The organism is Geodermatophilus sp. SYSU D00684 (assembly GCF_054050455.1).
Genome location: NZ_JBJGZI010000013.1, coordinates 62,843 through 85,923, shown reverse-complemented (window position 1 = coordinate 85,923; position 23,081 = coordinate 62,843). Strand labels below are relative to the sequence as shown.

General features: G+C 74.9%; 19 protein-coding genes. 10 read left to right on the top strand and 9 right to left on the bottom strand.

Annotated features, from left to right (window positions below; translation table 11 throughout):
- Positions 1-24 precede the first annotated feature (24 nt).
- Positions 25-837, top strand: a complete 813-nt coding sequence (trhA, locus tag ACI79L_RS11500) for a PAQR family membrane homeostasis protein TrhA (protein ID WP_456936916.1) — start codon at positions 25-27, stop codon at positions 835-837.
- Positions 838-843: 6 nt separating this feature from the next.
- Here the strand turns inward: trhA and ACI79L_RS11495 are convergent, their stop codons facing one another.
- From ACI79L_RS11495 to ACI79L_RS11470, 6 genes are all read right to left on the bottom strand, one after another.
- The gene (locus ACI79L_RS11495) at positions 844-2,097 is read right to left on the bottom strand and encodes a geranylgeranyl reductase family protein (RefSeq protein WP_456936915.1); all 1,254 of its coding nucleotides are present in this window, start codon (positions 2,095-2,097) and stop codon (positions 844-846) included.
- 94 nt (positions 2,098-2,191) lie between these two features.
- Positions 2,192-2,848 (bottom strand): maleylpyruvate isomerase N-terminal domain-containing protein, encoded by a 657-nt coding sequence (locus ACI79L_RS11490; protein WP_456936914.1) that lies wholly within the window; start codon positions 2,846-2,848, stop codon positions 2,192-2,194.
- A gap of 19 nt (positions 2,849-2,867) precedes the next feature.
- The gene (locus ACI79L_RS11485) at positions 2,868-3,470 is read right to left on the bottom strand and encodes a hypothetical protein (RefSeq protein WP_456926448.1); all 603 of its coding nucleotides are present in this window, start codon (positions 3,468-3,470) and stop codon (positions 2,868-2,870) included.
- Positions 3,471-3,527: 57 nt separating this feature from the next.
- On the bottom strand, positions 3,528-5,537 hold the full coding sequence (locus ACI79L_RS11480) for a thioredoxin domain-containing protein (RefSeq protein ID WP_456936913.1): 2,010 nt from the start codon (positions 5,535-5,537) through the stop codon (positions 3,528-3,530).
- Positions 5,538-5,689: 152 nt separating this feature from the next.
- Positions 5,690-6,337 (bottom strand): response regulator, encoded by a 648-nt coding sequence (locus ACI79L_RS11475; protein WP_456926450.1) that lies wholly within the window; start codon positions 6,335-6,337, stop codon positions 5,690-5,692.
- Positions 6,338-6,624: 287 nt separating this feature from the next.
- Positions 6,625-7,923 (bottom strand): glycosyltransferase, encoded by a 1,299-nt coding sequence (locus ACI79L_RS11470; RefSeq protein ID WP_456936912.1) that lies wholly within the window; start codon positions 7,921-7,923, stop codon positions 6,625-6,627.
- 425 nt (positions 7,924-8,348) lie between these two features.
- On the opposite strand from ACI79L_RS11470, the gene ACI79L_RS11465 reads away from it, so the two are divergent.
- The 9 genes from ACI79L_RS11465 (at position 8,349) to ACI79L_RS11425 (ending at position 20,684) form a co-directional block, all read left to right on the top strand.
- On the top strand, positions 8,349-8,978 hold the full coding sequence (locus ACI79L_RS11465; protein WP_456936911.1) for a GtrA family protein: 630 nt from the start codon (positions 8,349-8,351) through the stop codon (positions 8,976-8,978).
- 382 nt (positions 8,979-9,360) lie between these two features.
- Positions 9,361-10,890, top strand: a complete 1,530-nt coding sequence (locus ACI79L_RS11460) for an ArnT family glycosyltransferase (RefSeq protein ID WP_456936910.1) — start codon at positions 9,361-9,363, stop codon at positions 10,888-10,890.
- Positions 10,891-11,598: 708 nt separating this feature from the next.
- Entirely contained in the window at positions 11,599-13,179 is a 1,581-nt protein-coding gene (locus ACI79L_RS11455) for a hypothetical protein (protein WP_456936909.1), read from the top strand.
- Positions 13,176-14,366, top strand: a complete 1,191-nt coding sequence (locus ACI79L_RS11450; protein ID WP_456936908.1) for a PAS domain S-box protein — start codon at positions 13,176-13,178, stop codon at positions 14,364-14,366. Before ACI79L_RS11455 ends, ACI79L_RS11450 begins: the two co-directional genes overlap by 4 nt.
- Positions 14,323-15,114, top strand: coding sequence for a polyprenol monophosphomannose synthase (locus ACI79L_RS11445; protein ID WP_456936907.1), 792 nt, complete (start codon positions 14,323-14,325; stop codon positions 15,112-15,114). The genes ACI79L_RS11450 and ACI79L_RS11445 overlap by 44 nt, the downstream gene beginning before the upstream one ends.
- A 205-nt stretch (positions 15,115-15,319) precedes the next feature.
- Positions 15,320-15,769, top strand: coding sequence for a hypothetical protein (locus ACI79L_RS11440; RefSeq protein ID WP_456936906.1), 450 nt, complete (start codon positions 15,320-15,322; stop codon positions 15,767-15,769).
- Positions 15,766-17,691 (top strand): PAS domain S-box protein, encoded by a 1,926-nt coding sequence (locus ACI79L_RS11435; RefSeq protein WP_456936905.1) that lies wholly within the window; start codon positions 15,766-15,768, stop codon positions 17,689-17,691. Before ACI79L_RS11440 ends, ACI79L_RS11435 begins: the two co-directional genes overlap by 4 nt.
- Positions 17,688-18,392, top strand: a complete 705-nt coding sequence (locus ACI79L_RS11430; RefSeq protein WP_456936904.1) for a response regulator — start codon at positions 17,688-17,690, stop codon at positions 18,390-18,392. Before ACI79L_RS11435 ends, ACI79L_RS11430 begins: the two co-directional genes overlap by 4 nt.
- 150 nt (positions 18,393-18,542) lie before the next feature.
- Positions 18,543-20,684, top strand: coding sequence for a GAF domain-containing protein (locus tag ACI79L_RS11425; protein WP_456936903.1), 2,142 nt, complete (start codon positions 18,543-18,545; stop codon positions 20,682-20,684).
- Between the two features lie 73 nt (positions 20,685-20,757).
- Here the strand turns inward: ACI79L_RS11425 and ACI79L_RS11420 are convergent, their stop codons facing one another.
- The 3 genes from ACI79L_RS11420 to ACI79L_RS11410 all read right to left on the bottom strand — a co-directional run bounded on the left by ACI79L_RS11420 (position 20,758) and on the right by ACI79L_RS11410 (position 23,080).
- Entirely contained in the window at positions 20,758-21,771 is a 1,014-nt protein-coding gene (locus ACI79L_RS11420) for a glycoside hydrolase family 6 protein (protein ID WP_456936902.1), read from the bottom strand.
- Positions 21,772-21,821: 50 nt separating this feature from the next.
- Complete coding sequence (locus ACI79L_RS11415; protein WP_456936901.1) at positions 21,822-22,232, bottom strand: response regulator; 411 nt, start codon at positions 22,230-22,232, stop codon at positions 21,822-21,824.
- A gap of 143 nt (positions 22,233-22,375) precedes the next feature.
- Positions 22,376-23,080 (bottom strand): TetR/AcrR family transcriptional regulator, encoded by a 705-nt coding sequence (locus ACI79L_RS11410; RefSeq protein WP_456936900.1) that lies wholly within the window; start codon positions 23,078-23,080, stop codon positions 22,376-22,378.
- Position 23,081: the final 1 nt, after the last annotated feature.

Sequence of the window (23,081 nt, the reverse complement as noted above, 5' to 3'; positions counted from 1 at the left end):
CTACGCCTCCGTAACCTCGGGTGCGTGACCCCTTCCCCCGACGAACTCGAGCCGGTCCGGGTACAGGCCGACGGCGCCGAGATCGAGGCCCCGCGCGGTCCCGCCCTCGCCGCCGTCCTCGAGGAGGACGAGCAGGTCGAACGGACCTGGACCGCCGAGGACTTCGGGGACAGGGACTGGGACCACCCCGACACGCGACCGCGGATGCGCGGGTGGCTGCACCTGTTCGCCTTCTTCGGCGCGATCGTCGCGGGCGCCGTCCTCGTGCCGCTGGGCTCGGTGCTCGGCGCCCGCGCCGGCTTCTCGGTCGCCGTCTACTGCCTGACCATCTGCGGCCTGTTCGGCATCAGCGCGCTCTACCACCGGCGCCGGTGGTCACCGCGCGGCTGGAAGGTCATGAAGCGGCTCGACCACTCGATGATCTTCCTGTTCATCGCGGGCACGTACACCCCGTTCTCGCTGCTGGCCGTCGACCAGCCGCTGGGGTACTGGATCCTCGGCGGCGTCTGGGCCGGCGCGCTGGCCGGCGTCTGCCTCAAGCTCACCTGGCCGACGGCGCCGCGCTGGGTGGGCGTGCCGCTCTACGTGGGCCTGGGCTGGGTCGCGGTCTTCATCCTCACCGACATCCTGCACATCGCGGGCGTGACCTCGCTGGTGCTGCTGGCGGTGGGTGGCGTGCTCTACACCGTCGGCGGCGTGGCCTACGCGATCAAGAAGCCGAACCCGTGGCCGGGCGTCTTCGGGTACCACGAGGTCTTCCACGCGATGACCGTCGTGGCCGCGATCTGCCACTACATCGCCGTCTACTTCGCGATGTACAACTCGCCCTTCGTGTGAGGCCGCTCAGCTGAAGGGCGGACGGTCGTCCCACCGGGTCGACGCCCGGCCCGCCGCCCGCCAGGCCCGCGCCACGACGTCGCGGTCCTGCTCGCTGACCAGGTTGCCCATCACCCGCAGCGCCACGGTCATCAGCGACCGGGACCGCATCCCGACCGGGCCCGCCGTGGGCAGGAACCGGGGCACCGTGAGCAGCCCGGCCAGCCGCCGGGCGATCGAGAAGGCCTCGCCGTAGTGACGGCGCAGCGTCGCCGGCCAGGCGGCCGACCAGTCGTCCTCGCCGAACAGGTCGACGACGGCCCGCCCGGTCTCCAGGCCGTAGTCGATGCCCTCGCCGTTGAGCGGGTTCACGCAGCCGGCGGCGTCACCGACCAGCGCCCAGTTCCGGCCGGCGACGCCGGAGACGGCGCCGCCCATGGGCAGCAGCGCGGACGCGACGTCGCGGACCGGCCCGTCGAGCTGCCACTCCTCGCGCCGCGCCTCGGCGTAGAACTCCAGCAGCGCCTTGAGCTGCACGCCGGCCGGCCGCCGGGCGGTCGCCAGGGTGCCCACGCCGAGGTTGACCTCCCCGGCCGCGGCGCCCAGCGGGAAGACCCAGCCGTAGCCCGACAGCAGCTCGCCCTCCTCACCGCGCAGCTCGAGGTGCGAGGAGATCCACTCGTCGTCGCTGCGGCCGGAGCGGACGTAGCTGCGGGCGGCCACGCCGTAGGCGGTGTCGCGGTGCCACTCCCGGCCGAGCACCCGGCCCAGCGGCGACCGCACGCCGTCGGCGACGACCAGCCGGCGGCAGGCGACGCGCACCCGACTGTCGTCGGCGAGCTCGAGCACCACGGCACGGACCCGGTCGCCGTCGCGCTCGACGTCGACCGCCCGCGCGCCGTCGGCGGGGACCGCCCCCGAGCCGAGCGCGACCTCGCGGATGCGGGCGTCGAGCTCGGTGCGCGGCACCGCGCTGCCGTGGTCGGGGAACTCCCCGCCCGGCCAGGGCAGCTCCCACTGCCGGCCGAACCCGGCGGCGCGCAGACCCCGGTTGCGGGTGTGCCCGCGGACCCAGTCGCCGAGGCCGAGGTGGTCGAGCTCCGCGACCGCGCGGGGGGTCAGCCCGTCGCCGCAGGTCTTGTCGCGCGGGAAGACGGCGGCGTCGGCGAGCAGCACGTCGTGACCGGCGCGCGCGGCCCACGCGGCCGCCGCCGAGCCCGCCGGCCCGGCCCCCACCACGAGGACGTCGGTCGCGGCGGGGACGGCGGCAGCTGCTGGCACGTCGTCCAGTGTCCCCGACGGTGAGGTGCTGGAACGGCGAGCCTTCAGGGGCCCGCGCCGAGCCTGCGAGGCGTGGGGGGAAGGGTGGTCCTCCTCAGCCGAACAGGGGGAACCGGGCGGCGGCGTCCCCCAGCGCGGCGCGGTCGGCGTCGGACAGCGGCTCCCGGCCGGTGCCGCGGCGGACGGCGGTGGCGTCGTCCCAGCCGGGCGGCAGCGGGCCGCCGAGCAGGCCCTCGAGCACCCGGCGCACCTCGGCCAGCAGCTCCGGCGCGGGTCCCGGCCGGTCCAGGTGCGCCACCAGGTCCAGGTGGTGGACGGCGGCCTCGACGGCGAGCGTGGACAGCAGGTCGTCGACGCGGACGACCCAGCCCTGGGTGCCCACCAGCTCACCGGGCCCGACCCGGCCGGCCGCCACCCCGACCGCGGCCGCCGTCCGGACGTAGAGCGGCGCCAGCCCGCGCAGTCCGTCCGTCACGCTGGCCCGCACGCGGGTCCGCCACAGCGTGCCGTCGTCCTCGGCCGGCGCGGGCTGCCAGGCCCGCCAGTAGGCGACCGCGTCGGTGGTGGCCGGCGCCTCCGCCGGGGTGGCCAGGGCGACCAGGCCCCGGCGGGCGTCGTCGAGCAGGTGCTGGGTGAGGTCGAGGACCGTCCAGCCGGCGCAGCCGCTGGGCTGCCAGGCCTCGGCGGGCGTCAGGTCGGCGACCAGCCCGCCGAGGGCGCCGTAGGCCGACCGCAGCAGTTCCAGGCTCACCCCGCCAGCCTGGCAGGGCTCACAGCTCCGGGCCGCGCGCCCGGACCTCCTCCACCGAGGCCATGGCGTCGCGCAGCTCGGTCAGCCAGGCGTCGGCGTGCTGCCCGACCAGGCGCACGGCCCACACCAGGGCCTCCGAGCGGGAGCGGGCGACGCCGGCGTCGACGAGCGTGTCGAGCACCAGCCGCTCGGGCTGGCGCAGCCGGGTCATCACCGGCACCGAGGCGTTGGTGAACACCTCCCGGACGTCGCCGCACGCGGCGCCCCAGGCCACCGAGCGGCCGTAGCGCTCCTGGGCGGCGTCGGCGATGGCCATCCGCTGACCGCGGGTGTCCTCGCGGAAGCGGGCGATGCGGCCGGCGCGGGCGGCGGTCGGGTCGCCCTCGCCGGCGTCGGGCTCGGCGAGCGGGCCGACGACGGTGATCTCGTCCCGGTCGACGGTGATGTCGGCCGGCCCGGTGAACCAGCCGTCGGGCAGCCGCCCGGCGAACCAGCCGGCGACCTCGGCGCGGTCGACCGGCGGGGTGTCGCCCCCGCGGCCGCCCGGGCCGCGGCGGCGCCAGCCGGGGGCGCCCATGCGGGCGAACGGTGAGTCGGCGAAGCGGTGGTGGTGTCCGTGCACGACGGCCTCCTCCGGTGCGGTGCTTACGTGATTACACGGTAAGACCGCAGGACGGTGTCAGGAAGGGGCCATCGCTGCGCTGAGAGCGGACACGTCGGTCACCGGCGCGGAGCAGACGAACCCCCGGCACACGTAGGCGGCGGGGCGCCCGCCGACGGCCGGCCGGCCGGCCAGCAGCGGCACCCCGGGGGCGTCGGGCTCCCCCACCACGACGACGGCCCCGGGACTCGTCGACCTCCGCGCGACCGCGGCGAGCGCGTCCCGCTCCGGCCCGGCCGGCCCGCTGACGGCGACCTCCAGGGGCCCGGCGAGCAGCGCCTCCCCCACCGCCGCGGCCCAGCCCGCCGCCCGCGGCGCCCGGCGCACCAGCACGCCGAGCTGCCCGGTGGCGGCCTCGCCGAGCTCGCGGTGCCGCGGCGACCCGGCCAGCGCCGCGTAGGTGACGAACGCCCCCGCGGCCGCGGCCACCCCGGCCGGCGTCGGCCCGTCGGCGGGGTCGAACGGGCGGTGCACCAGCGCCTCGGCGTCGGCGGCGGTGTCGTGCCACCCCTCGGCGTCGAGGAACTGCTCCGCGACGACGTCGAGCAGGTCGCCGGCCCACTCCAGCCACCGGCCCTCGCCCGTTGCCTGGTGCAGCGCGAGCAGCCCCTCGGCGAGGTCGCCGTGGTCCTCGAGCACCGCGGCCGGGGCACCGGCGACGCCGTCCCGCGAGGCCCGCCGCAGCCGCCCCTCCACCCGGTGCACGCCCGCGAGGAGCTCCGCCGCGCGGCGGGCGGCCTCCACCGACGCGGGGGCGCCGGTGAGGACGCCGTGCTCGGCCAGCGCGGCGATCGCCAGCCCGTTCCAGGCGGTGACGACCTTGTCGTCGCGGGCCGGCTGCGGGCGCCGGGCGCGGGCGGCCAGCAGCCGCTCGCGCACGGAGGCGAGGCGGGCGGCGTCCTCGGGGTCGTCGCCGGGGTCGCGGAGCAGCTGCAGCGTGGAGGTGCCGTGCTCGAACGTGCCGCGCTCGGTCACCGCGAACAGCTCCGCGGCCCAGCGGCCGTCGTCGTCGCCGAGCACCTCGGTGAGCTGGGCCGGCGTCCACACGTAGGTCAGGCCCTCGACGCCGTCGGTGTCGGCGTCCAGCGCGCTGGCGAAGCCGCCCTCGGGCGTGCGGAGGTCGCGGACGAGGAAGGCGGCGGTCGCGTCGGCCACGCGGCGCGCCCACTCCTCGCCGGTGGCCCGCCACAGGTGCAGGTACACGCGCAGCAGCAGCGCGTTGTCGTAGAGCATCTTCTCGAAGTGCGGCACCACCCAGCGCGCGTCGACCGAGTAGCGGGCGAAGCCGCCGGCCAGCTGGTCGTGGATGCCACCGCGGGCCATCGCCTCCAGCGTGCGGCGGGCCACCTCCAGCGACCGCGCGTCCCCGCTGCGCGCGGCGTGCCGCAGCAGGAACTCCAGCAGCATCGACGGCGGGAACTTCGGGGCGCCGCCGAACCCGCCGTGCCGGTCGTCGTGGTCGGCGGCCGCCGCGGCCGCGGCGCCGTCGAGGTCGGCGGCCGACAGCGGCGTGGGCGGCCCGAGGTCCAGGCGGCGGGAGATCCCCTCGGCGATCCGGGTGCCGGCGTCCTCCAGCTGCTCGCGGCGCTGCGTCCAGGCCTCGGAGACGGCGGCGAGCACCTGCCGGAACGCGGGCATGCCGCCGGCGGGGCGCGGCGGGTAGTAGGTGCCGCAGTAGAACGGCCGCCCGTCCGGGGTGGTGAAGACGGTCATCGGCCAGCCGCCGGAGCCGGTGAGCGCCTGGGTGGCGGTCATGTAGACGCTGTCGACGTCGGGCCGCTCCTCCCGGTCGACCTTCACGCACACGAAACCGGCGTTCATCTGCGCCGCGGTCGCCTCGTCCTCGAACGACTCGTGCGCCATCACGTGGCACCAGTGGCAGGCGGCGTACCCGACGCTCACCAGCACCGGGACGTCCCGCTCGCGCGCCTCGGCGAAGGCCTCCTCCCCCCACTCGCGCCAGTCGACCGGGTTGTCCGCGTGCTGCAGCAGGTAGGGGCTGGTCGCGGCGGCGAGACGGTTCACCATCTGGCGCCTCCCGGCGTCGGATCGGAGGTGGGGTGCCCCGGCGCTCGGCCACCGCGACACCAGGTCCCCACCGTGGCAGAGGACCACCGCGACGACGAGACGGCGCCCGGACCGCCGCCCGCAGGGCGCACGGGCGGAGCCCCCGCCACCGGTCAGGGCACCGACAGCTCCTGCACCGGCAGCAGGCCCGCCTGTACGGCGTACAACGCCGCCTGGGTCCTGCTGCGCACGCCGAGCTTGCTCAGGATGTTGCTCACGTACGTCTTGACCGTCTGCTGCCCGATGCGCAGCTCGCGGGCGATCTCCTTGTTGGCCCTGCCCTTGGCCAGCAGCACCAGCACCTGCGACTCGCGCGGCGTCAGCTGCGCCGGCGCGACCGGGGCCGTGACCTCGCGCACCAGCCGGGCCGCCGCGGCGGGCGAGAGGTACACCTGCCCGGCCGCTGCGGCCCGGATGGCGTGCAGCAGTTCCGGGCCCTCGGTGTCCTTCAGCAGGTACCCCACCGCCCCGGCGCGCACCGCTCCCACCACCGACGCGTTCTCCAACACGCTGGTCAGCGCGAGCACCTCGACGTCGGGCATCTCCGTGCGGATGACCTCGGTGGCGGAGATCCCGTCCATGCCGTCCATCAGCAGGTCCATCACCACCACGTCGGGGCGGAGCTCACGGGCCAGCGTCACCGCCTGCTCCCCGCTCGCGGCCTCCCCCACCACCTGGAGCTCGTCCTCCAGCTCGAGGTACATGCGCAGTCCCTGGCGGACCACCGTGTGGTCGTCGGCGAGCAGGATCCGGACGGCCACGGCCACCACCTCTAGGACTCGGTCGTCGGGCCTGGGCTGCCCACTCCCAGCATGGGTCCCTGAGCTCCCCTCGACAGGGTCCAGGGACTCCGTCGGTCAGGGGAACCCGGCTCGTCCCGCCACTCGCCCCCTCCACCCGCGGCGGCGTCGGCCACGCGCCCTCGTACCGGCGGGGGCGGGAGCGTCGCCGCAGGTCAGCGGCGTCCCCACGGCGGCCCCTCCCCGCTCCGGGGGAACGCCGCTCCCCAGAAGGCCCGGCCGGACTCCCCCGGAGCGAGAGGCCCCGGTCAGGCGTGCGTGGGTTCCACGCCGGGCCGAGCGGCGGCCGCTCCCCGGTGCTGGCCGGTGTGGGCGGTCTTCTCCCAGTTGTGCACGCCGCGCAGGTGCCGTGCGAGAGCGCGCAGCGCCGCGTAGGCGAGCAGCACCTGGTAGGGGAACCACGCGACGGCCATCCGCAGGATCATCGTCCTGGACGGCTTGAGCCCGTGCGCCTCGGTGAACTCGTACAGGCCCACGACGTGGATCATGAAGTGCGCGGCGAGCAGCACGACCGGCACGTAGGAGATGAGGGCGATCCCCACGGGTGCCCGCAGGGTGAACATCATCAGCAGCGACAACGGCACGTAGATCCCGAGCACGGCCTGGGCGTTGGGGAAGGCGAGCGTGTAGAAGGCCAGCCACCGCTGGGTCCGGGTCGGCATGTGCCTCCAGGTCCCCTTGGCCAGGGTCTGCATGAACCCCTGGCACCACCGGGTGCGCTGCTTGATGAAGTGGGTCAGCGTCGGCGGGGTCTCCTCGCGGGTCACGTAGCGGTCGTCGTAGATGACGCGGACCCGCTCGCCCATCTGGCTGACCCGCAGGCCCATGTCGGCGTCCTCGGTCAGGTTCGTCTCGTCCCATCCACCGAGGCGGTCCAGGACGTCGCGGCTGAAGAAGACCGTGTTCCCGCCCAGCGGGATCGCCCCGTACTTGGCGTGGTAGTGCAGCCGGCTCTTGAACCAGAAGAAGTACTCCAGCACGTTCAGCACCGAGTACCAGCGGGACGTGTAGTTCATGAGCTGGACGCCGGCCTGCACGACCTTCACGCTCTCCTCGACCATGACGGTGTTGACGATGTTGAAGATGTCGGGGTGCATGTCGTCCTCGGCATCGAAGATCGTCACCACGTCCCCGGTGGCGAAGGCCAGCGCGTGGTTCATCCCGTGCGGCTTGTTGATCGGGTCGTCGTCGAACACCACGATGTCGACGTTCTCCAGCCCCACGTCGGCGAGCTGCTCGAGCTTGGCCAGCGCCCGCTCGATGGTGCCCTCGTCGTCGACCCGGCAGATCACGAAGACCTGCAGCAACCGCGAGGGGTAGTTCGCCCGCATGACGTTCTCGATGGTCTGGGCGATGACGTCTTCCTCGTGCCGTGCCGGTAGGAGGACCGTGAACGACACCGCCGGCGACGCGAACACGTCCGGCGCCCTGGCTCGCCGCTCCGCCTCCGGCTGGTCCCAGGTGTAGACCATCATGTACAGCGCGTAACCCGCTTGCAGCGACAGGATGAGCGACAGCGCCGTCAGCACGACGAGCACCACGGACATCGGTCGCCTCCGCCGGGTGTCGGCCTGGGAGCGGGAGGGGCCCGCGTCCCCGCTGAGCGGACCTCCGCTGGACCGGCCTTCCCCGGATGTTCCGACACAGGACGGGCGGCGGCATCCCGCCGGGAAGCGAGGCCGTGCCCGGACTTCCCGGGGTCGGGGGGACCCACTCGCTCGGGGGGTGCGCCCCCGCCGCACGGGCGACCCCTCCCCGCGGTGGGGCGACCGGACGACGCCGGGGCGTCGCGGTGTCGCGCTCCCCTGACCTGGCGAGCACCCCCTCCCGGTGACCGGCGCCTCCCTCCCCAGCAGAGGTCAACGCCGTGCCCCCCGGAAGTCGGCCCGCGGTGTCGCTTCGTTGCGGGATGCGGACCGCCGGCCCCGCGTCGCACGGTTCCGGTGCCGGTGGATGAAGGGACGACGGGCGGATGGCAGAGTCGTCGTGGAGCACTGCTCCGGTCACCGGGCGCACCCCGCGGGTGTCGACGCCCGTCAGGGCGTTGCGCTTCGCCGTGGTGGGCACGGGCGGCGTCGTCGTCAACGTGCTGGTGCTGCAGGTGCTCTACGCGGCGGCGGACCTGCCGCTGCTGGTCGCCTCGCCGGTGGCCGTCGCCACGGCGGTCGTCCACAACTACCTGGTCAACAACCGCTGGACCTTCGGGTGGCGCCGGGTGTCGCTGGCCCGGTTCGCCCGGTACGGCGTGAGCTCCCTGACCACGGTCCTGCTGAACGTCGCGGTGGTGTGGTCCCTGGTCGGGGCCGGGGTGCACCACCTGCCGGCCGACCTGGCCGGGATCGCCGTCGCCGCCGGGCTCAACTTCGGTGCGAGCACGCTGTGGGTGTGGCGCGACACCGGCACGTCGACGCGCGGAGGCGTGCCGGCCGGCCTCGCGGTGGCCGACGACGGGCCCGGGGGTGCCGGGACCGCACCGGTGGAGCGCGGTGACCGGCGACCGCTCGCCGTCGGCGGACCCCTGCGCGACGACGCCGTCACGGACACCGCGCAGCCGCTCCCCGCCGCGGGCGCAGCGGTCCCGCGCCTGACCCCGGCGCCGTGAGCGCGTCCGCGGGAGCCGGCACGGCGGGCCGGGGCGGTCGCACGGCCGCGAGTACCCGGCGGGTGGCCACCCTTCGGGTGAGCCGGCGGACCCCCGAAGTGCTGGGGGCGGGACGGATTCTCGCGGGATGCCGGCGGTGGATCCCGCAACGGACGATCCACGGGACGGTCGCCCCCGATGGGGCCTCGCCGAGAGGGGGCTGGAGCTGGCGATGACGCAGACCGTTCCCGACACCTCCGAGTCCCCGGTCGCGACGCCCGTGCGTCCGCGGACCGGGGAGGCTGCGTCGGACCGGGCCGGTGGGCCGCGGGTCGCCCGGCCGAGGGGGGCGGCTGCCGGTGCGCAGGACCCGGGGGCCGGGGCGGAGCCGCGGGACAACCGGGTGTTGCTCGCCCTGCTCGCGGCGGGCGCTCTCTCCCACGGCTACAACCTGTTCCGCTACCCGCTGTACCTGACCGACGAGGGGATCTACCTCCAGCAGGCGTGGGCGGTGCTGCGGGAGGCGACGCTGTCCCCGTACACCTACTTCTACGACCACGCGCCCGGTGGGTGGCTGACGCTGGCTGCGTGGGTCGGGATCCTGCCCGGGCAGTTCGACCTGTTCGGTCATCCCGTCGACACCGGCCGGGTGTTGATGGTGCTGGTGCACACGGCGTCGGCGTTCTTCCTGTTCGAGATCGCGCGACGCTTCTCGGGGAGCACGACCACCGCGGTGGTGGCGACGGCGCTGTTCAACCTGTCGCCGTTGGCGATCTTCTACCAGCGGCAGGTGCTGCTGGACAACCTCATGGTCTTCTGGCTCCTGCTGAGCCTCTACCTGCTCAGCAGGACCGACGACCGCATCACCCCCTCCCTCGTCGCGGGACTCGCCTTCGGGATCGCCGTGACGACGAAGGAGAACGCCATCTTCTTCGGCCCGGTCCTCGTCTTCCTGCTGTACCGGCGGATCCGTGGCCGGCTGAACCACCGGTTCGCCAGGGGCTTCTTCTTCCTGGCCGCAGGGACGCCGGTCACCTTCTATCTCATGTACGCACTCCTCAAGCAGGAGTTGTTCCCGACGGGCCTCAACTTCGACCTGGAGAACCCACCCGCCGACCGGGTGTCGCTGCTGTACACGGTGTGGTGGCAGCTCAACCGCACCCAGGGGACGGCGATCAGCGGCGACAGCGTCTTCTGGCAGATGATGAACGACTTCTGGCTGCCCAAGGACGTGTTCCTGCTGGTCGCGGGGGGCGCCGCCACCGTCGTCCTGCTGGTCCGGGGACTGCGGGACTCGCACCGCAACCAGAGCCAGCTGGTCGCGGCCCTCCTGGTGCTGAGCTACGGGGTCTACCTCGCCCGCGGCAGCGTCCTGCTGGAGTTCTACGTCCTGCCGTTGATCCCGCTGCTGGCGCTCAACATCGGCCTGGTCACCGGCCCGCTGGTGCGCCGTGTCCCGGTGATGGCGAGGAGGGCGGTGCTGGTGGCCGCGGCCGCGGCGCTGCTCTCGCCGGTCGGCGGCTACCTGGTCGTGCACGGCGACCAGGGCCAGCTGCAGGCCCACGACATGTACCGGCTGAACCTGACCGGGATGCAGGAGGAGCAGCTGGCGTGGATCGAGGACAACGTGCCGAAGGACGCCAAGCTGATCATCGACGACGACATGTGGATCTCGCTGCGCGAGGCCGGATACGAGTTCGCGCACTCGCACTGGAAGGCGTCGGCCGACCCCGAGGTGCGCGACGAGCTCTTCGGTCAGGACTGGCAGGAGATCGACTACATCGTGATGTCCAACAAGATGCGCGTCGCGATGGACCGCAACAACGGTGACGGGCGCGAGGACTGGATCCTCGACGCGTTGGACAGCCACTCCGAGCAGGTGTGGCAGGTCGAGCAGGGCGACGTCGCCCTGTTCGTGCACCGCGTCGGGTGACGACGTCCCCGCCCGTCCCCACGGCCGGGAGGTACCAGCGAGATGAGCGACTCCACCGAGGCCCCGGACAAGGTCGCGACGAACCGGTCGGCCGCGCGGCTGCTGCGTCCCAAGCCGCGCCGGGCGGCCGAGGAGCAGGAGCCTGCGGCCACTCGCACCGGCGTCCCGGACGAGCCGGCCCCGCACCCGGCCGGCGCGGGACCGTCCGCCCAGGGAGAGGTGCGCCCCGCACCCGGCGACCCCCGACCCGACGTCCCGGTCAGCCGCAGCCCGCACCCGTCGGAGTCCGTGACCGGCGGGACGGGCGTGCTCCCGGACGACTCGGACGTCCCGCGGGCCGCGACGCGCGGCGCCGCTGACAGGGGGGCCGCGTCCTCCTCCGGCGACGTCCGAGGACCGGCCACGGGGGCTGCCGAGCCGCCGGTCCCGGCGCGTCCGCCCGGTGCCCCGGACGCCGGAGGCGCGCCCTCGACGGGTGCCCGGCACGCGGACACCTCCGCCCCGGCCGACGCCCCGTCCCCGCGCGCCGCGTGGCGCGCGTTCCTGCCTCCCGTCCGGTGGCGGAGGCGTCCGCCCGACGCCCCGGACGCCGAGGGCCCGCCCTCGACGGGTGCCCCGCACGCGGACGCCCCCGCCCCGGCCGACGCCCCGTCCCGGCACGCGAGGTGGCGCACGTCCCTGCCGCCCCTCCGGTGGCGGACCCTGGCGGTGGTACTGGCGGTGCTCGCGGTGGCGGTCTGGGTCGGCCGCGGTGTCATCGGGAGCTCCGGTGGCGAGTCCGAGCCCGGCGCGGGGAACGGGGGCGCGGAGGCCGCGGCGGAACCCCCGCCCGAGCCGGTGGTCATCGACGGGCAGCAGATCGCGCCGGCGGGTTCCCTGATCACGCTGAACCCGGCGGTGGCCCAGCCGGGTGCGGCGATCGCGGTCGACGGCGCCGGCTTCGACCCCGGGGCGACGGTGGACCTCGCGGTGAGCCCCGCGGACGCCCCGGCGGACCAGCCTCCCGCGGGCGAGGCGGTGGGGTCCGCGGAGACCGACGAGAACGGGGGGTTCACCGCCGAGGTCACGCTGCCCGAGCAGCTGGCGACGGGCAACGTGGTGGTGACGGCCCAGCAGCGCAACAGTGACAAGACCGCGCAGGCCGAGGCGGTCGCCACCGCCGGCACGGGGTCGGTCAGCCTCAGCGAGGAGACCGGGCAGCCGGGCGACGTCATCTCGGTGACGGCGCGCGGGTTCTCGCCCAACGAGACGATCGACGTGTTCTGGGGCCGGGTGTCCGGTGAGCCCTCGGCGACCCTGACGGCGGGCGAGGGCGGGGGCGTCGACGAGGCACCGGTGCGGGTCGGCACCGGGACGGTGGGCGAGAACACCCTGGTGCTGGTCGGCGAGGAGAGCGGCACCACGGCCACCGCGGGGTTCTTCCTCAACGGCCTGTACCCGACCTCTGCCGCGACGCCGTACGCGGTGAAGGCCAAGCAGGTGCTGACGCTGTCCGGGGAGGGCTTCGCACCCGACGAGCGGGTGCTGGTCTACGTCAACGCGTCCAGCGGGGCGCCGCTGATGACCGCGCAGGCCGACAGCCAGGGCAGCTTCGGCGGGGTCGGGTTCGAGGTCCCGTACGGGCTGTCGGGCTCGAACAGCCTCGTGATGATCGGGGAGCTGAGCAGGGCGACGACCCGGTCCGGCTTCGAGATCCTGCCCTACACCCCCAGCGCGGGGCCCAGCACGTACGGCGGTTCCCCCGGTACGACGTTCAGCTTCTTCGCCGAGGGGTTCGGCCCGGACGAGGTCGTGCTGGTCTACCTCGGCCGCAGCGAGACCAGCGAGGGCGAGCTGGTCACCGCGTTCCGGGTCGACGACCGCGGCGAGGCGGGCCCGGCCGGCAGCTTCCAGGTCGACGGGGGCGACCAGGGCACGCTGTCCTTCACGCTGATCGGGCGCGACAGCGGAGGCCAGACCACCGTGGAGTTCGAGGCGAGTGCGCCGACCGGCCCGGTGGGCGACGTCCCCGAGCGGGCGGAGTACACGCTGCCGGCGGAGCTCGCCGAGACGGCGGACACGCCCCAGGGCGACCAGCCACCGGAGGGCGCCACCCCGCCCGAGGGCGCCCCCCAGGAGCCGGCCGCCCCGCCGGAGGGCGCTCCCCCGCCGGAGGGCGCCACCCCACCCGAGGGGGCCGCCCCACCCGAGGGCGCGCCGCAAGAGCCGGCCGCCCCGCCGGAGGGCGCTCCCCCGCCCGAGGGCGCGCCGCCGGAGCCGGCCGCCCCGTCCGAGGGCGGGCAGGGATGACCGTCGGCGGCCGGGTGGCCTCCTCGGGCGACCCGGTGCCGGGGCGGGTCCTCGATCGGGACAGGGCCGCCCTCCTGATCGTCGACACCGAGGACCGGGTCGGCCGGGTCAACCCGGGCGTCGAGCAGCTGTTCGGGTACCCGCCGGGCGAGGTGGTCGGCGGCCCGGTCGACGTCCTGGTGCCCGACCGCTGCCGGGCCGAGGTCGCGCAGCACCTGGAGCGGTGCCGCGCCACGCGGGTGACGACCAGCCTGCAGGTGGCCGCGCGCCGCCGGGACGGCACCGAGGTCCCCGTGGAACTCACCATCACCCCCCTCGGCCGCGACCCGGGCAACGGGCTGGCGTTGTCCTTCTGGAACGACGCGCAGCTGGAGCGCGCGCTGGGGGTGGTGGACGACAGCGTGCGGTGGCTGCACGCGACCGAACGGGCGCGCGTGACGCTGCTGACCCACCTCGTGCGCGCCCAGGACGAGGAGCGGAGACGGATCGCGGCCGACGTCCGCGACCACTCCATCCTGGCGATCGCCGTGGCCTCCCTGCGCCTGCAGCAGCTGCGGCGGCGCCTCAGCGACCCCGGCGACCGCAGGCTGCTGACCCGCCTGGAGGAGAGCATGCAGCTGGCCGTCGGACGGCTGCACCACCTCGTGTGCGACCTGCGGCGACCCGGACCGGAGCGGGGTGGGTCCCTCGTCGCCGTGCAGCAGTGCCTGCAGCAGCTGCGCGCCGACACCGGCGCCACCGTCGGTCTGGACCACGGCCTGAGCGGGGGCCTGCCCGTCGAGACCCGGGCGCTGGCGTACCGGCTCACGCAGGAGGCGCTGACCGACGTGCGCAGGTACGCCCGGGTCAGCACCGTCCACGTCCGGCTGCACGAGGTCAGTGACGGCGTCCTGGCCATCGTGGCCGACGACGGCGTCGGGGACCCCGCCGACACCGCCGGGTCGGACCCCGTACCCCTCGGCCTGACCCTCCTGCACGAGCGCGTCGAGATCGCCGGCGGCTGGTGCCGGATCGAGAGGACGCCCGGTGCCGGCGCCACCGTCGAGTTCTGGATCCCCCGGATCGACGAGGCGACCGACCGGGCGGAACCGCACAACACCCGTCCAGAGGCGAACCATGAACGCAGGTCGTGCAGTCGAGTCGGTGGGCGACGTCGGAGCGGTGCTGGTCGTCGTGCCGACCTATGACGAGGCAGCCAACATCGCATCCGTGGTCGGCCGGCTGCGCGCGGCCGTGCCCGGAGCGGACGTCCTCGTGGTCGACGACGACAGCCCCGACGGGACCGGGCGGATCGCCGACGGTCTCTCCGCCGGGGACCACCACGTGTCGGTGCTGCACCGGCCGGCCAAGCAGGGGCTCGGCAGGGCCTACCTCGCCGGGTTCCGCCAGGGTCTGGACCGGGGCTACGACGTGCTGGTCGAGATGGACGCGGACGGATCCCACCAGCCGGAGGAACTGCCCCGGCTGCTCGCCGCGCTCACCCGGGCCGACCTGGTGCTGGGCTCCCGGTGGGTGCCCGGGGGTGCGGTCCGCAACTGGCCGGCGACGCGCCGGCTGCTGTCCCGGGGCGGCACCGCCTACGCCCGGCTGGCGCTGGGGCTCCCGGTCCGGGACGCGACGAGCGGGTACCGGGCGATCCGCGCCGGCGCGCTGGAGCAGCTCGACCTCGACACCGTCGCGTCGCAGGGCTACTGCTTCCAGATCGACCTGGCCCGCCGGGCGGTCGAGCGGGGCCTGCGCGTCGTCGAGGTCCCCATCACCTTCGTCGAGCGGGAGCGCGGCGCGAGCAAGATGAGCGGCGCGATCGTCCGCGAGGCGCTGTGGCGGGTGACCGTCTGGGGAGTCGGACGCCGCGTCCTGCACCGCCCGGCCACCGGCGGGCGCCCGGTGCAGGCCACCTCGGGGGCCGGGGCCCTGGCGGCGTCGCGGCGGTGACCGCCCGACCCGCCCCGGGTCCGCAGGAGGCGTCCCCCGCTCGGCTCGGGCGACCTCCCCCGTGGGTGGGTCGCCGGCTCCCCTCGCAAGTGCCCGGTGCGGCTCCGAGTCCTGCGGGATGCCCGCGGTGGCCGGCCGGCCGGAGGATGACGGCCAGCCCGTTCAGGAGCACAGACGGCCTCACGCACGGGACAGAGGGCCAGAGATGATCGACATCTTCGGACCCGGTTCGCAGAAGCTGCTCGGGTTCCTCGTACAGATCCCTGACCTCGGTCCCGACGACGTCGATGCCGTCGCCAGGGCATGGCGGCGGACACCGGCGGAGGCGCGGGCCACCGCCTGGGCGGCGATCCAGCGCGCGATGCCGCCGGAGGACCGTCCCCTGGTCCACAACGCCGCCATGGTGGCCCGCGAGCGGGCGATGAGCGTGGCCCTGTCGCACGACCGGACCGACTGGGCCTTCTGGGCGGCGGCGTGGGACGCCGCCGGCGCGCTCGCCGCCGAGCACCGCATCAGCGGCGGGTCCTACCGGGTGCTGGTCGAGCCCATGGCGGTCGCGCTCGGCTGGCTGGCGCCGGACACCGCCGACCTCGTCCCGGCGCCGCGGGAGGCGCGGCTCGAACCGGCCCCGACCGAGACGGGAGGCACCGGATGAGCGCCGCCGTCGTCCGGCTCCTGGTGGCCGACGACGACCGGGCGATGCGCGACGCGCTGGCCGACACCCTCGTCAGCCACCCCGGCATCGTGCTGCTCGGCGTCGCCGACGACCACGCCGACACGGTGCGGCAGGCGGCCGAGCTGCGCCCCGACGTGGTGCTGGTGGACATGCGCATGCCCGGCGGCACCGGTCCGGACACCGCACGCGAGGTCCGGGCGAGGTCGCCGGGCACCGCCGTGCTCGCGCTCTCCGCCTTCGAGGACCACGGGCTGGTGCTCGAGGTGCTCGCCGCCGGCGCCGCCGGCTACCTGCTGAAGGGCACGCCGGGCACCGAGATCGTCGAGGCGGTGCAGCGCGCCGGCCGGGGCCAGCTCAGCATGCCCGTCGACCTCGGCACCCGGTTCGCCCGGGCCCTGCTGCGTGACCGGGAGGACCACCGGCGCGCCGCCGCGGAGCTCCGGCACAGCGAGGAGGCCTTCCACGACCTCGTCGACGCGGTCCCCGCAGCCGTCGTGCTGGTCGGGCCGGACGACCGGATACGGCTCGTCAACGCGGGGACGGACCGGGTCTTCGGTCGGGTCAGGCGCGAGCTGACGGGGAAGCCCGCGACCACGCTGCTGCCCCCGAGGTACCACGGGACCCTCGCCGACCGGCTGTTCCACGCGCGGAGCGCACCGCCCGACGAGGCCCCCGGCCCCGCGGCCGAGCTGGCCGGTGTCCGGGGCGACGGGACCGAGTTCCCGGTGGCCGTCACCACGAGATCCCTGCACCTCGGCGGCGAGTCGCTCGTGGCGGTGTTCCTGCGCGACCTCGGCACCCCCGACGCGGTCGACACCCACCACCGGTACGTGCCGCAGTCCGCCCCCGACGCCCTCGTCGCGGTCGACACCGCGGGACGGGTGGAACTCGTCGACGAGCAGGCCGAGCTGCTGTTCGGCTACGGGCCCGGCGAGCTGCTGGGGCGACCGCTGGAGCTCCTCCTCGACGGTCCCGTCGAGACGTACGTGCGCCGGTGGAGCGGCCCGCCACCGCCCCGTGCCGAGCGGGGCACCGAACCGGGGGTCGAGCTGACCGGCCGCCGCAGCGACGGCACCGGGTTCCCCGCCGACGTCGTCTTCAGCCGGCTGCGCGACGGACACCGGTCCCTGGTGGCCGCCACGATCCGTGACCGGACCGAGCAGCGCCGCTCCGAGCTGGCCCTCGAACGCAGCTTCCAGCTGCTCCGCAAGAGCGACCACGAGCACCAGTTGCTGCTGACCCACCTGGTACGGGCCCAGGAGGACGAGCGCAAGCGCATCGCCGCGGCCATCCACGACGACCCGTTGCAGGCGATCACCGCGGCCTCGCTGCGGTTGCAGCAGCTGCGCCGCCGGCTGAGCACCCCCGCCGAGCGCGACCTGCTCGCCGTGGTCGAGGAGACCGTCCAGCAGGCCATCGGCCGGCTGCGTCACCTCACGTTCGACCTGCAGCCGCCGTCGACCGAGCTGGGGCTGGTCGCGAACCTGACCGGCCACCTGGAACAGCTGCGCTCCGACACCGGCACCACCTTCACCGTGACGAACCGGCTCCGCTCCGAGCCCAGCGCGGACGTGCAGCTCATCGTGTACCGGATCGCCCAGGAGGCGTTCACCAACATCCGCAGGCACGCCCGCGCCCGCACGGTGACCGTCCGGTTGTCCACCGTGGACGACGGGTGCCTCGTCGCCATCAGCGACGACGGCGTCGGCTACCAGCCCGACACGGAGTCCGTCCCGGGGCACCTGGGGCTGCCGCTCATGGTCGAACGCGCACAGATCGCGGGTGGGTGGTGCCGGATCGAGAGTGCCCCCGGCCGGGGGACGACGGTCGAGTTCTGGATCCCCCACACCGCCGACGCCCTGCACGGCGCGCGCCAGGACGAGGAGACGCACGCACCATGACGGTCCCGGAGAGCCCGCCGGACGCCCCGATCCGGGTGCTGCTCGTCGAGGACCACCAGGTGGTGGCCGAGAGCCTCGCCGCCCTGCTGGCGGAGTACCCCGACCTGGACGTCCTCGGCTGGGTCCCCACCGTCGCCGCGGCCGTCGACGCGGTCCAGCGATCCGAGCCGGACGTCGTCCTGGTCGACTTCCGGCTCCCCGACGGCAGCGGCGCGCAGGCAGCGGCCAGGATCCGCGAACTGCGCCCCCGCGCCGCCGTCGTCTTCCTCAGCGCCGACTCGTCCGACGACGCCGTGACCGCTGCTGTCGAGGCCGGCGCGGCGGGCTACCTGCTCAAGTCCGCGCCCAGCGACGACCTCGTCCGCGCCATCCACCGGGCGGCCGACGGCGAGATCCTCATCCCCGCCCAGCGGCTCGCCGAGCTGCTGACCCGGCGGCGTGTCATCGCGCGCCAACGGGCCCAGCACACCCGACTCGGCGCGAGTCTGACCCCCCGCGAGCGCGAGGTCCTCGGCCTGATGGCCAGGGGCATGGACAACCGCGCACTCGCCCGCCACCTGGGCGTCGAGTACTCGACGGTGCGCAGCCACGTCCACAAGGTGCTGCTCAAGCTGGGCGCCCGCTCGATGCTCGAGGCGGTCGCGAAGGCCACCGAGTCGGGGATCGTGCCGACGCCGCGGTCCCCCGGGGAGCCGCGGTGACCTCGGCCCGGGTCGGGCGCGGCACCGAGCCACGGCGGAGGTCCTTCTACGCAACGACCGGTAGCGATAGGCTCCCCGGACCCGAGCCCGTGGTCTCTCCCCTCCCCCGGTCACCTCACGCGAGCATCGACACCAGGGGTGGTGGCTGCCGTGAACGCCGAGGCGTCGAGTGCCCTGTGGCACGAGACCGGCCGGCTCGGGGTGCCTTCGCCCTGGGCCGCCCCCGCGGACGGCGACGTCGCACGCCCCGCGGACGGGTCCCTGTTCCGCCGCCTGGTGGACTCGGTGACGGACTGCGCGATCGTGGCCGTCGACGCCCGGGGCCGGGTGGCGAGCTGGAACCAGGGGGCCGCGCAGAGCTTCGGTCACCGGGCCGACGAGATCATCGGGGAGCCGATCGAGCGGTTGTACCCCTCCGCGGTCGCCGAGTCGGGCGAACCGGGCAGGGCCCTCGCCGAGGCGGCGCGCCGGGGCAGCTGTACGGGGATCGGGTGGCTCCGGCGCGGGGACGGGGCCCGGTTCTGGGGCAGGACGGTGCTGTCGGCGTCGACCGACGACGCCGGGCACCTCGAGGGGTTCTGCCTGGTCGTCCAGGACCTCACCGCGCAGAGGTCGCTCGAGGACAAGCTCCACCAGCGCGGGCGGCTGGAGCAGCGCCTCCTCCGGGCGCTGGCCGAGATCACCCAGGCCGTCCTGGAGGCGGGCCCCAGCGACGAGGTGCTGCGGCGCACCGCCCGGCTGGCCCGGTGGCTGGTGGGGGCGGCAGCCGCGACGGTCGTCATGCCCTCCCCCGGCGGCGAGCTGGTGCCGCGGGCCACCGACGGCCCGGACGGGGATGCGGCGCAGGGGGCGGCCTCGTCCGCGGTGTCGTCGATGGCGGCGGAGGTGATGCGCAGCGGGCGCGTCTGCGTCGTCGCCGACCCGTCCCCGGAGCCCCGGGCCGGCGCCGGTCCCCCGGCGCACGACGGCGCGGGGTCCGTGCTGCTCGTCCCGCTCCTGGTGCGGAAGCGGGTCGTCGGGGTGGTCGAGCTCGTGAACCGGCACGGGCAGGTGGCGTTCGACGACGAGCAGGTGCTGACCGTGCAGTTGTTCGCCGCCGACGCCGCGGTCGCGGTGGAACGGGTCCGGATGCGCGAGCACCTGAGACAGCTGGCCGTGACGCCGATGCTGGCCGAGCGGCCGCTGCAGGAGACGCTCGACGACCTGGCGCGCAGCGTCGTCGAGTTCGCCGACGCCGAGGCCTGCTCCGTCCACCTCCTCGACGGCGACCAGAGGCTGCGGACCGTGGGCAGCCACGGCCTGCCGACGGCCCTGGTGCTGGGGCTGGACGCCGCGTGCCGCGGAGGCGAGCACCCGGCGATGGAGGCGATCACCGGGCACGGCCCGGTGGTCGTCGAGGACGCGAGGGCGCGACTGCGCGGCGACGAGCGGCTGCGCCCGGTGCACGACCTCCTGGACGAGGCGGCCTGGACCACCGTGGTGTGCCTCCCGCTGATCGGACCGGTCGCGACCCGCGGGGCGCTCTGCTGCTTCTTCGCCGAGCGGCCGGACGACCCCGACGTCGCCTTCCTCCGAGTCGTCGCCAGCGACGCCGCGACCATCGTGGGCAACCTCCTGCTGCTCGCCGCGGCCCGGGAGAGGGGGTCGCTGGCCGAGCGGCAGCACCTCGCCAGGGAACTGCACGACTCGGTGTCGCAGGCGCTCTACGGGATCGCGCTGGGGGCACGCACCATCCGCGAGCTGCTCGACCGGGACCCCGGACAGATCTCCGGGCCGGCGGACTACGTGCTGCAGCTGGCCGACGTGGCCCTCGCCGAGATGCGGGCACTCATCTTCGAGCTGCGCCCCGAGTCCCTGGAGCTGGAGGGACTGCACGCCGCACTCAGCAAGGAGGCCGACGCCGTCCGCGCCCGGCACGGGCTCGTCGTCGAGACGGTCCTCGACGACGTGCCCGAGGTCTCGCTCCAGGCGCAGCACGCGCTGTACCGGATCGCGCAGGAGGCGCTGCACAACGCGGCCCGGCACGGGCACGCCTACCACGTCGGCGTCCGGCTCCACGCCGACGGGTCCACCGTGATCCTCGAGGTGGTCGACGACGGGGTCGGTTTCGAGCCCGACGCCGAGTACCCGGGACACCTCGGGCTGCGCTCCATGCGCGAGCGCGCCGCCGCGCTGGGCGGGACGGTGCGGATCACCAGCTCCTTCGGCGCCGGGACGCGGGTGCGGGTCACCGTCCCGTCCGGCCCGCCACCCGCCGCAGGGCCGCTGCGGGGCGTCATCTGGCCGGGCTGACCCGCCGGGACGTCGTCGTGGTCCCGCCGGGCGCCGGGTCGCGGCGGTGCGGCTGCGAGGTCCCGGCCCGACGTCACGGCTCGACGGGCTCCGCTCCCTCGAGCAGGCTCATCGCGAGCTCCGGGGAGAACTCGCCCGCCGCGGTGCCCTCGCCGATCCCGCAGTCGCCGTCGGACTCGCCCGGGGCCTTGAGCCACAGTCGCAGCTGTCCCCCGTCCTCGGCGCCGGGCGCCTCGCCGATCTGCCGGTCACCGGGGTTGCACCACTCACCGTTCGCGCCGTTGCCGTTGCGGCTGGTGTCGACGACGAAGGGCTTGGAGGTCCCCAGGGCACCGTTGAGCTCGTCCGCGTACGCGACCTCGTCGTCCGTGGCGTTGTAGTTGGACACGTTGAGGGCGAACCCGTGCGCGTCGGCGATGCCGGCCGCCTCCAGCCGCTCGGCCATCACGTCCGCGGGGACCCAGTTCGAGTGGCCGGCGTCCAGGTACACCCAGACGTCGTCCGACTGCAGCTTCTCCACCGCGTAGGACAGCAGGCGCAGCCGGTCCTCCTGCTGCTGGTCACTCAGGCAGGTGTCCAGCTGGGCCAGCGCGTCCGGCTCCAGGACCACCAGCGCGGGGCGGTCGCCGAGTCCGGCGTCGAACCCGTCCACCCAGCGGCGGTACGCGCCCTCGTCGCCCTGTCCGCCGGCGCTGTGGCCGCCGCAGTCGCGGTGGGGGACGTTGTAGGCGATCAGGACGGGCACCTCGCCGGCGTCGGCCGCGGCGGAGGTGTAGTCCTCCACGGCGGTGGTGATGTCACCGCTCCACGCGCCGAACCACTTGCCCGTCGGCTGGCTGGCGATCCGTTCCTCGACCTCCCGGGCCGCGGGATCGTCCGGGTTGGACTCCGCCCAGACCGCGGCCTGGGAGTCCGGGTCGACGTACAGCGACGAGGCCAGCTCCGGCAGCGACGTGCCGGACGGCGCCGGCTCCGGCGAGGACGTGCCGTACGCCGCTGCGGAGACGGCCAGCGTCGCGGCCGCGAGGGGCGCGGCGACCTTCCATCGGGTAGCGCGGACCGTGGCCCGCGGTGAGCGCAGGGGCATCGCGGGGGACTCCTGTCGATTCGGCGAGGCACCGCCGGCCTCGCTGGCGGTCACTTCGCGGAACCGCGGTGGTGTTCGTGGACGAGATCCCGCATGAGTGACGCGAAATCTGCTTCCTTGGGCTCGAACCGGTCCGCACCGGCCGAGAGCATCCCGCGGATCCGTTCCTCTTCCAGATGTGCGGACAATGCGACGATCCGCACGCCGGGAAGCATTTCCCGAATGGTGGAGGCCACTCGTTCACCACCGCCGTCGGGCATGTGCACGTCCACCAGGACGACGTCCGGGCAGTGGGCCAGCGCCAGCGTTATGGCGTCGTCCACCCGCAGCGCAGCGCCGACGAGCCGCACGGACGGCTCCTCCGCGATGAGATCGATCAGCGCAGCGAGGGAGAGCGGGTGGTCGTCCGCGACGACGATCCGCAGGAGGCCCGCGGAACGGCCGTTCGGTGGAATGGACACACCAGGGACGTTAGATTTCCCGCACCGGCCGATCAGCGTACGACGGATCGATCTTCACATCCGTCAATTGCATGACGCCGGAATGGACGACGGGACGATCCCGCCGGTCGAGCGCCCGGTCGGGCCGCCCACCACGACACCGGTCACCTCCCGGTCGGGAGGTCCCGCCCCGGCTGCCCGTCCTCGGCGCCGGCCCGCCGTGGTGGGCTGCCGTCACCGTGGAGCCCGGGGCCTGCGGGCCGCTGCGTGGGTGCCGGCTGCGTGAAGGCGGTCAGGGCGGCGTGCACGACGCGGTCGACGTACTCGCGGGTGACCGGGTCGCGGGTGATGAGCAGCCGCGTCCAGACCGGGCCGATGAGCACGTCGATGAAGAGCTCGTGGTCGACGGCCGGCGACAGCTCACCGCGGGCCAGCGCCCGCGCCAGGATCCGCCGGTAGGCCTGGCGGCGGGTGTGGATGACGGTGGCCAGCAGGTCGGCTATCTCCGGCCGGTGCCCCGACTCGCGGATCAGCCGGGGCACGAACCGTCCACGGCCGCGCACGAACGTGTCGACGGCCCCGTGCAGCATCTCCTCCAGGTCCCCGCGCAGGGTCCCGGTGTCCGGCACGGACACGCTGTGCAGGGCCAGCCGCTCCAGCCCGGCGGCGGCCACCGCCGCCTTGGACGGCCACCGGCGCAGGATCGTGGTCTTGGCGACGCCGCTGCGGGCGGCCAGCTGGTCGAGGGTGAACCCGGCGTAGCCGTGGGCCACGAGCAGCCGGATCGTCTGCTCCAGGATGCGCGAGTCGAGGCTGTCGTCCCGGGGCCGCCCCCGACCGCGGGAGGACCCACCGGACCGGGACGTCACC